The organism is Nonomuraea antimicrobica (genome assembly GCF_039536965.1).
GTDB classification, from domain to species: domain Bacteria; phylum Actinomycetota; class Actinomycetes; order Streptosporangiales; family Streptosporangiaceae; genus Nonomuraea; species Nonomuraea antimicrobica.
Genome location: NZ_BAAAZP010000114.1, coordinates 17,371 through 30,606, shown reverse-complemented (window position 1 = coordinate 30,606; position 13,236 = coordinate 17,371). Strand labels below are relative to the sequence as shown.

The 13,236-nt window shown below is 71.5% G+C and carries 10 protein-coding genes; 4 read left to right on the top strand and 6 right to left on the bottom strand.

The features are described from left to right. Window positions 1–20: 20 nt before the first annotated feature. The 4 genes from ABD844_RS32270 to dxr all read right to left on the bottom strand — a co-directional run bounded on the left by ABD844_RS32270 (window position 21) and on the right by dxr (window position 5,146). On the bottom strand, window positions 21–863 hold the full coding sequence (locus ABD844_RS32270; protein ID WP_344886515.1) for a GNAT family N-acetyltransferase: 843 nt from the start codon (window positions 861–863) through the stop codon (window positions 21–23). Between the two features lie 174 nt (window positions 864–1,037). Beyond that, entirely contained in the window at window positions 1,038–2,621 is a 1,584-nt protein-coding gene (locus tag ABD844_RS32265; RefSeq protein WP_344886493.1) for an alpha/beta hydrolase, read from the bottom strand. A gap of 131 nt (window positions 2,622–2,752) precedes the next feature. Beyond that, window positions 2,753–3,916, bottom strand: a complete 1,164-nt coding sequence (gene ispG / locus ABD844_RS32260; protein WP_344886492.1) for a flavodoxin-dependent (E)-4-hydroxy-3-methylbut-2-enyl-diphosphate synthase — start codon at window positions 3,914–3,916, stop codon at window positions 2,753–2,755. A 39-nt stretch (window positions 3,917–3,955) separates the two neighbouring features. Then, the gene (gene dxr, locus ABD844_RS32255) at window positions 3,956–5,146 is read right to left on the bottom strand and encodes a 1-deoxy-D-xylulose-5-phosphate reductoisomerase (protein WP_344886491.1); all 1,191 of its coding nucleotides are present in this window, start codon (window positions 5,144–5,146) and stop codon (window positions 3,956–3,958) included. A 197-nt stretch (window positions 5,147–5,343) separates the two neighbouring features. Between dxr and ABD844_RS32250 the strand changes: the two genes are divergently transcribed. Both ABD844_RS32250 and ABD844_RS32245 read left to right on the top strand, forming a co-directional pair. Beyond that, a complete protein-coding gene (locus tag ABD844_RS32250) occupies window positions 5,344–6,411 on the top strand; it encodes a trypsin-like serine peptidase (protein WP_344886490.1) in 1,068 nt (355 codons plus the stop codon). A gap of 55 nt (window positions 6,412–6,466) precedes the next feature. Beyond that, window positions 6,467–7,570 carry a trypsin-like serine peptidase gene (locus ABD844_RS32245; protein ID WP_344886489.1) on the top strand — a complete coding sequence of 368 codons (1,104 nt, stop codon included), beginning with the start codon at window positions 6,467–6,469 and terminating at the stop codon, window positions 7,568–7,570. A 62-nt stretch (window positions 7,571–7,632) separates the two neighbouring features. On the opposite strand, the gene ABD844_RS32240 is transcribed toward ABD844_RS32245, so the two are convergent. Continuing rightward, window positions 7,633–9,060: an aldehyde dehydrogenase family protein gene (locus ABD844_RS32240; protein WP_344886488.1), complete on the bottom strand. Its 1,428-nt coding sequence runs from the start codon at window positions 9,058–9,060 to the stop codon at window positions 7,633–7,635. A 291-nt stretch (window positions 9,061–9,351) separates the two neighbouring features. Between ABD844_RS32240 and ABD844_RS32235 the strand changes: the two genes are divergently transcribed. Beyond that, window positions 9,352–9,978, top strand: a complete 627-nt coding sequence (locus tag ABD844_RS32235) for a TetR/AcrR family transcriptional regulator (RefSeq protein WP_344886487.1) — start codon at window positions 9,352–9,354, stop codon at window positions 9,976–9,978. On the opposite strand, the gene ABD844_RS32230 is transcribed toward ABD844_RS32235, so the two are convergent. Next, a complete protein-coding gene (locus ABD844_RS32230; RefSeq protein WP_344886486.1) occupies window positions 9,944–11,650 on the bottom strand; it encodes a PucR family transcriptional regulator in 1,707 nt (568 codons plus the stop codon). The two genes, ABD844_RS32235 and ABD844_RS32230, sit on opposite strands and share 35 nt — an antisense overlap. A 92-nt stretch (window positions 11,651–11,742) precedes the next feature. Between ABD844_RS32230 and gabT the strand changes: the two genes are divergently transcribed. Beyond that, on the top strand, window positions 11,743–13,071 hold the full coding sequence (gene gabT, locus ABD844_RS32225) for a 4-aminobutyrate--2-oxoglutarate transaminase (protein WP_344886485.1): 1,329 nt from the start codon (window positions 11,743–11,745) through the stop codon (window positions 13,069–13,071). The last annotated feature ends 165 nt before the right edge of the window (window positions 13,072–13,236 follow it).

Below are 13,236 nucleotides of genomic sequence, written 5' to 3'. Positions count from 1 at the left end.
CAAGACGGCGTCTGACAGGTTCAGAACAGCACGGACATGAACGTGTCGACCTCGTGGAAGCCCACCTTGCGGTAGACCGCCCGCGCCGAGTGGTTGTAGTCGTTGACGTAGAGGGAGACCACCGGGGCGAAGCAGCTCATCGCGGCCTCGACCACGGCCGCCATCCCGGCCACCGCGTGCCCTCGCCCGCGCAGCTCCGGCGCCACCCACACGCCCTGGATCTGGCAGGCGTGCGGCGTCACGGCTCCCACCTCGGCCTTGAAGACCACCCGGCCGTCGTCGATCCGCGCGTACGAGCGCCCGATCCGGATCAGCTCGGCCACCCGCGTCCGGTAGAGCGCGCCCCCGTCACCGAGGTTCGGCGAGACGCCGACCTCCTCGGTGAACATCGCCACGCACGCCGGCAGCAGCGTGTCGAACTCGTCGGGCCGCACCCGCCGCACGAGCGGGTCGGCGGGCACGGCGGGCTTGCTGGAGGTGGCCATGACCGGCTGCGCCCAGCGGATCGCCCGCGCCCGCCCCCAGTGCGGCTCCAGCCGCTCCCAGAGCAGGGAGACCGCGTCGACCGGCCCCACGATGGACGAGCAGCGCCGACCCTGCTTGCGGGCGCGGTCGGCGAACGCGTGCACGGCCTCGGGGCCGGCGTTGACCGGCACCATGTTGGCCCCGGCGTAACAGAGCGACACGAGGCCACCGCGCGGCCCGAACCCCCACATCTGCCCGCCCAGCCTCGCCGGATTGAGTCCGACGGCCCGCACCCGGGAGGAGACGAAGACGTTGGCGATCGGGTCGGAGTCAAGCAGGGCGAGCGCTTCGTCCCGGTCGCTGTCGTCGAGCACGCGCGACGCCGATGTACGCAGCATCACACGGTCAGACTACGCGAAGGGTACCGATTGACTTATCCCGCAATGCCCACGGTAACCGTTTCTTGACGTTCGCCCCCGCCGAGGACCCCGATCCCGGTCCGTCGGCCCCCGCCGGGGGCTCCAGTCGTCCCGGTCCGTCAACCCCCGCCGGGGGCCCAGGACCGGTCCTCGTCAGCCGACGAGCCCTCCGAGCACCCCGAGGATGCCGAGCAGGTCGGACGACTGCCGGTTGCCCGACGTCATGTGCGCGGCCGGCCGTGGCTCGGGCAGCGCGGCGCAGGTGGCGTTCTGCCGCGGCAGGGTGCCGTCCCTCAGGTACGCGGCCAGGTGCCCGTCGACGCACTGGCTGCCCGCCAGCGACACGCCGTGGTTGCCGCCCTGCTCGAGCACCATGCGCGAGCGCGGGAAGAGCTTGGCCATCCGCTGCGCCCCCTTGTACGGCGTCGCGGCGTCGTAGCGGGACTGGAGGATGAGGATCGGCGGCAGCTTCGGCGACGAGTGCACCCGCACCGGCTGCCCGCCCTTGACCGGCCAGAAGGCGCAGGGGGCGTTGAACCAGGCGTTCGGCCAGGTCAGGAACGGCGCCTGGCGGTGCATGCTGGTCATGTCGGCCCGCCAGCGGTCCCACTGCCGCGGCCATTGCGCGTCACGGCACTGGACGCCCAGGTAGATGGCGTAGCCGTTCTCGTCGTTGGCGTCGTTCTTGCCGTGCTTCTCGTAGACGTCCGTGAGACTGGCGGCGTCGCCCTTGCGCACGTACGAGGACCACGCCTGGGCGAACTGGGGCCAGACCTTGTCGCTGTAGCCGGCCATGGTGAAGGTGTCGTCGAGTTCGCTCGGGCCGACGACGCCCCCGGCCGGGCGGGCGCGCAGCCGGTCGCGCAGCGCGTAGTAGGCGAACGACGTCTGCTTCTCCGTGGCGCCCAGCCGGTAGACGTCGTGGTGCTTGGCGGTCCAGGCCAGGAACTGGCGGTGGCGGCGTTCGAAGGCGCGGTCCTGCTTGAGGTTCGACTCGTACCAGACGGCGGTCGGGTCGACGGTGCTGTCCATGACCAGGCGCTTGATCCGGTTCGGGAAGAGCGTGGCGTAGACGGCGCCCAGGTAGGTGCCGTACGAGTAGCCGAGGTAGCTGATCTTCTCCTCGCCGAGCGCGGCGCGGATGCGGTCCATGTCCCTGGCGGAGTTCTCGGTGGTCAGGTGCGGCAGCAGCCAGGACCAGAAGTGGCCGCAGCGGGAGGCGTACTCGGCGGCCCGGCCGAGCAGCACCTTCTCGTCGGCCGTGCCCCGCGGAACCTGGTCCGGCCGCGGAGCCTTGTAGTAGGTGTCCGGGTCGACGCAGTGCATGGCCGGCTCGCTGCCGCCCACGCCGCGCGGGTCGAACCCGACGACGTCGTAGCGCTCGGCCACGTCGGCGGGCAGCGCCGCGGCCACGTATTCGGTCAGATTGCGTCCCGGCGACCCCGGCCCGCCGGGGTTTACCAGCAGCGTGCCGAGATGATTGGCGTCCTTGGACACCTTGGCCCGCATCCGGTTGAGCGCGATCGTGATCGACTGGCCCGTGGGCTCGCGGTAGTCGAGCGGCACTCGTACGCTGGCGCATTCGAGAGCCGCCGACGCGGCCTTCCCCGCCACCTTGGGACACGCGCCCCACGCCACCGCGAGCACCCCTCGGCTGGCGACCGCCGCTCCATCCGCGCTCACGACCCCGGCGACGAGCACCGCCAGTCCGGCGACAACCCCAACTAGCCGCTTCACCCGGCCCCCTCCCTGTCAATAGGCCTTGCGATGCTCCCGCGAGCAACCGGGTGAAGCGTGGGGTATGGGGAAATGCTTGCCGTTCTGTAATCGTAACGTGGCACTGAGTGATCGGGCGGCGCCCTGCCGATTCAGCCCACCGTGACCGTGGGGCCGGAGTCGTCGTCGAGGTCGACCTCGACGCCCATCTCCTCGGCCAGCCGCAGCGCCTCCTCGATCAGGGTCTCGACGATCTGCGACTCGGGCACGGTCTTGATGACCTCGCCCTTGACGAAGATCTGCCCCTTGCCGTTGCCGGAGGCCACCCCGAGGTCGGCCTCCCTGGCCTCACCGGGGCCGTTGACGACGCAGCCCATGACGGCCACCCGCAGCGGCACCTTCAGGCCCTCCAGCCCCGCCTGGACCTGGTCGGCCAGCGTGTAGACGTCGACCTGGGCCCGCCCGCACGACGGGCAGGAGACGATCTCCAGGCCGCGCTCGCGCAGCCCCAGCGACTCGAGGATCTGGGCGCCGACCTTGACCTCCTCGACCGGCGGGGCCGACAGGGAGACGCGGATCGTGTCGCCGATGCCCTCGGCGAGCAGGGCGCCGAAGGCCACGGCGGACTTGATCGTGCCCTGGAAGGCCGGGCCGGCCTCGGTGACGCCCAGGTGGAGCGGGTAGTCGCACCTGGCGGCCAGCAGGCGGTAGGCGTTGATCATCACGACCGGGTCGTTGTGCTTGACCGAGATCTTGATGTCGCGGAAGCCGTGCTCCTCGAACAGCGAGCACTCCCACAGGGCCGACTCGACCAGCGCCTCTGGCGTGGCCTTGCCGTATTTCTGGAGCAGGCGCGGGTCGAGGGAGCCGGCGTTGACGCCGATACGGATGGGCACGCCCGCGTCGGAGGCCGCGCGGGCGATCTCGCCCACCTTGTCGTCGAACTTCTTGATGTTGCCCGGGTTGACCCGGACGGCCGCGCAGCCCGCCTCGATGGCGGCGAAGACGTATTTCGGCTGGAAGTGGATGTCGGCGATCACGGGGATCTGCGACTTCCTGGCGATGATGGGCAGCGCGTCGGCGTCGTCTTGGGACGGCACCGCCACGCGGACGATCTGGCAGCCCGACGCCGTCAGCTCGGCGATCTGCTGCAGGGTGGCGTTGACGTCGGCGGTGACCGTCGTGGTCATCGACTGCACCGACACCGGGGCGTCGCCGCCCACGGGCACGCTGCCGACCATGATCTGGCGTGAGTGGCGGCGTTCGGCGAGTGGCTTGGGGCGTACCGCCGGGATGCCGAGAGCTACAGAAGACATTTCAACCCTTACTGTGACGACGCTTTCCAGTTTAGGTAGCTAATGGGACTGCCCCGCCGTCAGCTCGGCCGCACGGGCGCGTGCCCAGGCGTCGGCCGCCAGCACCTCCTCGACGGAGCCCGCGGGGGTCACCTGGTGCTCCTCGACCACCTTGGCCACGGTGTCGACGATCGCCAGGAAGGGCAGCCCGCCGCGGATGAACGCGTCGAGGCAGACCTCGTTGGCGGCGTTGTAGACGGCCGGCGCGGTGCCGCCCGCGGCGCCGACGTGCCGGGCCAGCGCGACCGACGGGAACGCCACGTCGTCGAGCGGCTCGAACGTCCACGTGTGGGCCTTGGTCCAGTCGATGGCCCGCGCGGCGCCGGGGATGCGGGCGGGGTGGCCGAGCGCGAGCGCGATCGGCAGCCGCATGTCGGGCGGGCTGGCCTGGGCGATGGTGGAGCCGTCGACGTATTCGACCATGGAGTGGATGATCGACTGCGGGTGGACCACGACCTCGATGCGGTCGAAGTCGAGGTCGAACAGCAGGTGCGCCTCGATCACCTCGAGCCCCTTGTTGACCAGGGTCGCGGAGTTGATCGTGATGTAGGGGCCCATCGACCACGTGGGGTGGGCCAGCGCCATCTCGGGCGTGACATCGGCCATCTCCTCGCGCCGCAGACCACGGAACGGCCCGCCGCTGGCGGTGATCACGAGCTGCTTGACGCACGCGGGGTCGTGGCCGTCGGGCCCGGCGGCCCACAGGCACTGCTGCACCGCCGAGTGCTCGGAGTCGACGGGGAGGATCTGGCCGGGCGCGGCCAGCCGCTTCACCAGCGGGCCGCCGATGATCAGGGACTCCTTGTTGGCCAGCGCGAGCGTGCGGCCCGCCTTGAGCGCGACCAGCGTGGAGGTCAGCCCGAGCGCGCCGGTGATGCCGTTGAGCACCACGTCGCACGGCCATCCGGCCACCTCCGCAACCCCGTCGGGGCCGCCCAGCACGACCGGCCGGGCGCCGTGCGCCGCCAGCGCCTCCTTCAGGGCCGGCACCGCGGCGGTGTCGGCCACCGCCACCACCTCGACCCCGAACGCGGCCGCCTGCTTGGCCAGGAGCTCGACCCTGCCGCCCCCGGCCGCCAGCCCGGCGACCCTGAAGCCGCCCGGGTTGCCGGCGATGACGTCGAGGGCCTGCGTGCCGATCGAGCCGGTGGAGCCGAGCACGACGACGGAGCGAAGGGTCTCTGCATGCACCTGTCCATTGTCCCCGCTGTGTGGCGCACTCAGGCACGCGGCACCGGTACGTCCCAAAACTCCCCTGCTTATGTGACACGAGATAACGCAGTGAATTTATGCCGGAATATCGCTATATCGGTATGCGCAAATCTTGAGAAATCTGGATATTGCGGCCGCTACCTTCCAAGCCCAGGTCCGCTTTAGGGAGGTACGTAATGCACCCCAGATTCGCCCTGCTTTCCACCGCCGCGCTCGCCGCCGCCTTGCTGCCCGCGCCCGCGGCTCAGGCCCAGCCCCAACCCGAGGGCCAGAGCCAGAGCCGGGTCCAAGGCCAGACCCAGCAGCAGGCCCAGAAGCAAGCGCAGAAGCAGGTCCAGGCCCCGCGGCCCAAGGCCGCCCAGCACGCCGCCGCCGACACGGCCTCCGAGCGGCGGCAGGTCACGACGTACTGGACGGAGTTGCGGATGGAGGCGGCCCAGCCGCTGGACGTCCCCGACCCGAAGGCCCGGATGACGGCGGAGGAGCCCGAGCAGGGCCCGGCTTGGATCGCTCCACCCACGCGCGGCCAGGGTGGCGGTGTGAACGTCCAGGCGGCGAGGAGCGCCGGTGAGGCGTGGACCCGGGGCGGCGCGGTCGCGCGCACCACGGGACGGATCTTCTTCACCACGCAGGGCCGCAACGCCTCCTGCTCGGGCACGGCCGTGACCAGCGCGAACAAGAGCGTGGTGCTGACCGCGGGACACTGCGTGAAGATGAACGGGGCCTTCCACACGAACTGGGTCTTCGTCCCCGGCTACGCCAACGGCAACCGGCCCCTCGGCACCTGGGCGGCCACCCGCCTGCTGACCACGCCCCAGTGGGACTCCGGCGAGGACATCAACTTCGACGTGGCCGCCGCCGTGGTCGCCCCGCTGGAGGGCAAGACGCTGGTCGACACCGTGGGCGGCCAGGGCGTGGCCTTCAACCAGCAACGACGCCAGCAGATGTACGCCTTCGGCTACCCGGCGGCGGCCCCGTACGACGGCTCGAAGCTCGTCCACTGCAGCGGCCGCGTCTTCGACGACTTCCTGTCCAGCGAGGACCTCGGCCTGACCTGCAACATGACCGGCGGGTCGAGCGGCGGCCCCTGGATGCTGAATTTCAACGAGTCGACCGGCCTCGGCACCCAGAATTCCGTCAACAGTTTCAAATACAACTTCGCCCCCAACTGGATGTTCGGCCCCTATTTCGGAAACGAGGCCCAGGCCGTCTACCAAGCAGCACAAAGCACCAACGCACTCTAGGGAATTCACCGAAAGTAGTCACTAGAACACATCTCGTGGTGCACACTCGGGGGACATGACCTTGAGCACCCCCCTGCTTGCGGCCGCCCCGCTCCTGGCAGGGCTGATGGGCCCCGCGCTCCTGGGCGCGGCACCCGGTCGCCAGCAGGCCGACCCACCGGCCGTCGTGGCCGCGCATCCGGCCCGGCAGGCCGCGCGCGCCGATGTCGTCGAGCACGTAGCCGCCCGCACCGCCGCCGACCAGCGGCGCGTGCTCGACTACTGGACGCCTGAGCGCATGGCCAAAGCCCTCCCGATCGGCCTGCTCGACCTCGTGACCGAGGGCACCGACGCCGGAGACCTGCTGAGCGGCCTGACCGGCGACGCGGGCGTCCGCGCCACCCCCGACCTGTCGGGCGGGAAGGCCGACCTGTCGCTCCCCCGCGAGCTGATGGGCGCGCCCCGGCACCTGTCCGCGGCCAGGCCCGACACCAGCACGATCGGCTCGCGCTGGATCACCGGCGGGCACGTGGCCAAGACCACGGGCCGGGTGTTCCTGACCGTGTCCGGGGCCGACTTCGTCTGCTCGGCCAGCACGGTCAAGAGCGCCAACAGGGACGTCGTGGTCACAGCCGGCCACTGCGTGAAGGACGCCGCCGGCGAGTGGGCGGCGAACTGGACGTTCGTGCCCGGCTACGGCACGCGCGGGCAGCACCCGTACGGCCAGTACACCGCCCGCCGCCTGTTCGTCGCCGGCCCCTGGTCGCGCAGCGGCGACGACAACTACGACGTGGGCATGGTCGCGCTGGCCACCTCCCGCGGCAGGCACGTGGCCGACGCCGTGGGCACCCAGGACATCGCGTTCAACGCGGGGCGCGGGGGGCAGGCGTTCGGCTTCGGCTATCCGGCCGACCCGCCCTACGACGGGGGCCATCTGGTCTACTGCGCGGGGCGGCTTAAGGACGACCCGCACGCCCAGACCCGCGACCAGGGCCTCGGCTGCGACATGACGGCGGGGGCCAGCGGCGGCCCCTGGATGACGAAGTTCGACCCGGGCACCGGCAGGGGCACGATCACGTCGCTGAGCAGCTTCAAGTACAGCGACGACGAGCGCACCATGTACGGCCCGTACTTCGGCGACGCCGTCAAGACACTCTTCGCCACGGCGGAACACGCGTGACCTGAAGGTGGCGGGTCCCCTCCGCCCGCCACCTTCGGGTCACCCGAAACCCCTGTGCGGGTTCACAGCGACAGCCCCGTCAGGACCATGACCTTCTCGTACGTCAGGTCCTCCATGGCCGAGTGCAGCCCCTCGCGCCCGATCCCGGAGTCCTTGACCCCGCCGTACGGCATCTGGTCGGCCCGGTACGACGGCACGTCGCCGATGACCACACCGCCCACCTCCAACTCCCGGTTGGCCAGGAAGGCGGCGTCCAGCGAGCGGGTGAACACGCCGGCCTGCAGCCCATATTTGGAGTCGTTGACCATCGCGTACGCCTCGTCGACCGAGGCGGCCGGCTGGAGGATCATGACGGGCCCGAAGACCTCCTCGCAGGCGACCTTGGCGTCGTGCGGCACGTCCGCCAGCACCGTGGGGGCGATCGTCGCGCCCTCCCTGGTGCCGCCCGCGAGCACCTTGGCCCCCGCCTCGACGGCCTCCCGCACCCACTGCTCGACCCGCTCGGCGGCGGACTCGGAGACCAGCGGGCCCACCTGCGTCTTCTCGTCGGCGGGATCGCCGGTGACCAGCCCCGCCACGGCGGGGAGCAGGCGCTCGACGAACGCGTCGTAGACCGGCCGCTCGACGATCACCCGCTGCACGGCGATGCAGCTCTGGCCCGCCTGGTAGTTGGAGTAGAGCGCGATGCGCTGGGCCGCCCAGTCGAGGTCGGCGTCGGCCAGCACGACGGCCGCCGCGTTGCCGCCCAGCTCCAGCGTGACGTGCTTGCGCGGCACCTGGTCGGCGATGGCGTACCCGACCGGGGCCGAGCCGGTGAACGACACGACCGGCAGCCGCGGGTCGCGTACGAGGGCGGAGGCGCGCGCGTTCTCGATCGGCAGCACCGAGAACATGCCGGCGGGCAGGTCCGTCTCGGCCAGGATCTCACCGAGGAGCAGCGACGACAGCGGGGTGGCCGGGGCCGGCTTGACGACGACCGGGGCGCCGACGGCGATGGCCGGGGCCACCTTGTGGGCCACCAGGTTCAGCGGGAAGTTGAACGGGGTGATCGCCAGCACGGGGCCGTGGGGCACGCGCGTGACGTAGGCCAGGCGCCCGGCCGCCGCGGGCTCGGTGTCGAGCCGCTGCACCCCGCCCGACCAACGGCGGGCTTCCTCCGCCGCGAACCGGAACGTGGCCACCGCCCGGCCGACCTCGCCGCGCGCCCAGAGGATGGGCTTGCCGTTCTCGGCCGTGATCAAATGGGCGATCTCGTCGGCCCGCTCCGCCAGGCGGCGGGAGACGTGGGCCAGCGCCTCGGCCCGTACGTGCACGGGCAGCGCGGCGGCCTCCTTGGCCACCGCGTGGGCGGCCGCGACGGCCTCCTCGACCTGCGCGTCGGTGGGCACGGAGTGCCGGGCGACCGCGCGGCCGTCATGCGGGTTGGTGACAGTCAGCTCGGTGTCCCCGGTCGCGGCGCGGCCGGCCAGCCAGAAGGTACGCACGTCCATACCCACGACGTTATGCCAAGGAGTACATCGGGGATTTACACCACGTTGCACAAGACTCTCGCGAGGGCTCACCGTTAAGTACAAGCTCCGTTGTATACCCATGATGTAACGGAAGTAGACCCAATTCGGGATGTTTACCATGCGGAGTGGTTTGAGCGATCTCCGCCCTGGCTAAGTCATCGGATGCGGGTCTCCAGTGCGGTGGGCCCCCGATCAGAAAGGCGTGGGCCCCGTGACCGAACGACGTGAGGTCACAAGGACGCGGAGTTCCTTGGCCACGAAGGAGGTCTCATGACCTCGACGCCTCTGGGGCTGCAGGGCGCCTACCACCTGGGTGAGCGCGCCAGCCACGACGAGCTCCGCGCCCGTCTCCTCGACGTGGCGGTGAAGCTCCTCCAGTCGGACGGGGCCGACAGCCTGACCATGCGCAGGATCGCGGCCGAGGCGGGCTGCACGACGACCGTCATCTACACGACGTTCGGGAACCGGGAAGGGCTGGCGGAGGCGCTCTATCTGGAGGGGTTCGAGAGGTTTCGCCGGCTTCTGGAGGCGGTTCCGCAGCGGCGCAGCCCGTTCGAGCACCTGACCGCCCTCGGGCCCGCCTACCGGCAGGCGTGCCTGGCCGAGCCGGGCTACTACAGCCTGATGTTCGAGCGGGCCATCCCGGGCTTCGAGCCCAGCGAGCGCGCCAGGACGCTGGCCCGCGCGGCGCTGAACATCCTCGACCGCGTCATCGCCGACTGCATCTCGGCCGGCTACCTGGTGCCGACGCAGCCCCGCAAGATCGCCGACGCGTTCTGGGCGGCGGCGCAGGGGGCGATCAGCCTGGAACGCGCCGGGCACCTGCGCGACGGCGGCACCTACGAGACGGTGACCAGCGCGATCATCCGTTCTTATCTGGCGGAGAAGCCGGAGTAGCCCGAGGAGCCCCCGGACCGGCCGGAGCGGCTGGAGCGGCTGGAGCGGCTGGAGCGGCTCGGGGGGCGGCCGGAGCCGTGGCGGCGGCCTGGCGGGCCACCTCCAGCGCCAGCCACAGCTCCGCGCGCACGCCCGGCTCGTCGAGGTCGCGGCCGAGCAGTTCGGCGACCCGTCTCATGCGGTAGCGCAGGGTGTGCCGGTGCACGCCGAGCCGCTGCGCCGCCGCGTCCCAGTGGCCGTTGCTGTCCAGGTACGCGCGCAGCGACTCCACGAGGTCGGCCCGGGAGCCGTACGTGGTGAGCGGGGCCAGGACCGCGGCCGAGAACGCCTGGGCGGCGGCCGGTTCGAGCAGGCCGAGCAGCCCCTGACCGGCCAGCTCGCCGAACCTGACGACGCGTCCCGCGCCGCCCCGGCCCGCGGCGGCCGTCTCCCCACTCCTGGCCGCCTCCAGTGCGCGTACGGCCTGGTCGAGCGCGTGGTGCAGGGCGGAGGCCGCGTACCCGGTGGGCAGGCTGACCCCCACCGACGCCCCCGTGCTCAACGCCACCTCCTCGGCCAGACGCTCGGCCCCGTGCTCCGGCACGTGTTCTGCCCCATGCTCGGCCCCATGATCAGCCACGTCTTCTGCCACCAGGGCCACGACCATGCCCCCGGACGCCCCGCCAGGCCCCCATGGCCGGTCGTCCGGCTCGCGGCCGTCGGGCAGTGCGGCGAAGGCGGTCGCCTCCAGCGCGTCGAGGGCTTCGGGGGCGGCGGCGAGCACCACCAGCGGCTCCTCGGGCAGCCGCCCGCCGAGCGGCGCCAGCACGGCGCGGGCCCGCGCCTGCTCCCCCGCGAGCAGCAGCTCCAGCACGGCGGCCCGGACCCGGCGCTGGGCGGCCAGTTGCGTCCTGCCCTGCTCCATGGCCAGCGTGAGCAGCGAGCCCGCGGCGTTGATCACCGTGTGCATGACGGGCGAGAAGGGGCTCCTGGCCCCGACGGCGAAGAAGCCGCGCGGCCGGGCCCCGCCACCGCCCAGCGGCTGCACGACGATGTGCTCGCCGGGCGCCGACAGCGCGAGGCTGTCCATCGGGCGGCCCGGCCGTCCGCGCCGCCGGGCCAGCTCGCCCGCCACCGCGTCCGTCTTGGCGCCGCGCGTGGCGTGACGTACCTCGCCGGACTCCTCCAGCAGCGCCGCCCAGCCCTCGACCTCCTTGGCCAGCCGGTCGATGACCGCGCGCACGCCCTCGGGGCGCAGCGCCGCCCGCGTCAGCCGGCCCTGGGCGGCGAAGGCGCGGCTGATCTCCTCGTACTGCTCGGCGGCCAGCAGCTCGCTGACCACCTTGCCGATCGCGATGAACGGCGTCTCGCGCGGGACCTCCAGCAGCGGCAGCCCGGCCGCCTCCGCCGCCTCGACCAGCGCGGGCGGCGTCTCCTCGTGGGAGACCCCGACACCGAAGCCGAGCCCGGCCACGCCACGCTCCACGAGGCGGGCGACGTAGTGCGACAGGTCGCCTGCCATCCGCAGGCCGGTGGTGAGCAGCAGCTCGCCGCCCTCCAGATAGGGTGTCGGGTCCGCCAGCTCGCTGACCGCCACCCAGCGCACGGGCACGTCGAGCACGCCGTGGCCTGAGGTCCCGGCCAGCGGCCGCAGCCGCATCCGGCGCACGACGATCTGGAGCGTAGGCGGCATGCGAGATTTATCCATTCTGGCAAAGACGTGCACTCCCAGTGTGACATATCGACGTATCGGCGCAGGTGGGAGGCCGCCGTAGCGTCGAAGGCATGAGCATTCCCCAGGAGCGGCGCGTCGTGACCGCGATCCCAGGCCCCAAGTCGCTGGAGTTGCTGGCCCGCAAGCAGGCCGCCGTGCCGACCGGCATCGGCACCACCCTGCCGGTCTTCGTCACCCGCGCGGGCGGCGGCGTGGTGCAGGACGCCGACGGGAACTCCCTGATCGACTTCGGCTCCGGCATCGCCGTGACGAACGTGGGCAACTCCGCACCCAAGGTCGTCGAGCGCGTACGCAGGCAGGTCGCCGACTTCACGCACACCTGTTTCATGATCACCCCGTACGAGTCGTACGTGCGGGTGTGCGAGAGGCTCAACGAGCTGACGCCGGGCGACCACGACAAGCGCACGTTCCTGGTGAACTCGGGCGCCGAGGCCGTCGAGAACGCCGTCAAGATCGCCCGGTACGCCACCGGCCGCTCGGGCGTCGTGGTGTTCGACCACGGCTACCACGGCCGGACGCTGCTCACCATGACGCTGACGGCCAAGAACATGCCGTACAAGCAGGGGTTCGGGCCCTTCGCGCCGGAGGTGTACCGGGTGCCGCTGGCCTACCCGTACCGCTGGCCGACCGGTCCGGAGAACTGCGCGGAGGAGGCCGCCGAGCAGGCCATCGACCTGATCACCAAGCAACTCGGCGCGCAGAACGTGGCCGCCGTGGTGATCGAGCCGATCGCCGGCGAGGGCGGGTTCATCGTGCCCGCCAGGGGTTTCCTGCCGCGCATCGCGGAGTTCTGCCGGGCCAACGGGATCGTGTTCGTGGCCGACGAGGTGCAGACGGGCTTCGCGCGCACCGGGACTCTGTTCGCCTGCGAGGACGAGGGCGTCGTACCCGACCTCATCACCACGGCCAAGGGCATCGCGGGCGGGCTGCCGCTGGCCGCGGTGACCGGGCGTGCGGAGCTGATGGACCGGGTGCACGCCGGCGGCCTCGGCGGCACGTACGGCGGCAACCCCCTCGCCTGCGAGGCCGCGCTCGGCGTGCTGGAGACCATCGAGGCGGAGGACCTGGTCGGCCGGGCCCGGCGGATCGGCGAGATCATGCTGCCCCGGCTGGCGGCGCTCAAGGAGCGCTTCGACGTGATCGGCGACGTGCGCGGGCGCGGGGCGATGATCGCGATCGAGCTGGTCGAGCCGGGCACCAAGGAGCCGAACCCGGCCGCCGTCCAGGAGGTCGTCAGGCGCTGCCACGCGGAGGGGCTGCTGGTGCTGACGGCGGGCACGTACGGCAACGTGCTGCGCTTCCTGCCCCCGCTCGTGATCCCCGAGCACCTGCTTGAGGAGGGCATGGGGATCCTGGAGAAGGCGATCGCCGAGCTGTAGACGAAAACCTACGAAACGGGCATCCAGCTTGGCACTGGATGCCCGTTTTTGTGGCGTAAACGGCACCGCTCGGGTAGAGAATTCACTCTGACTTGACGCTCAGCTAGACGCTCACGGCCTCAGTCAGGGTTATAACGGTTCCGACGTACGGAGGCGCGATGGCTG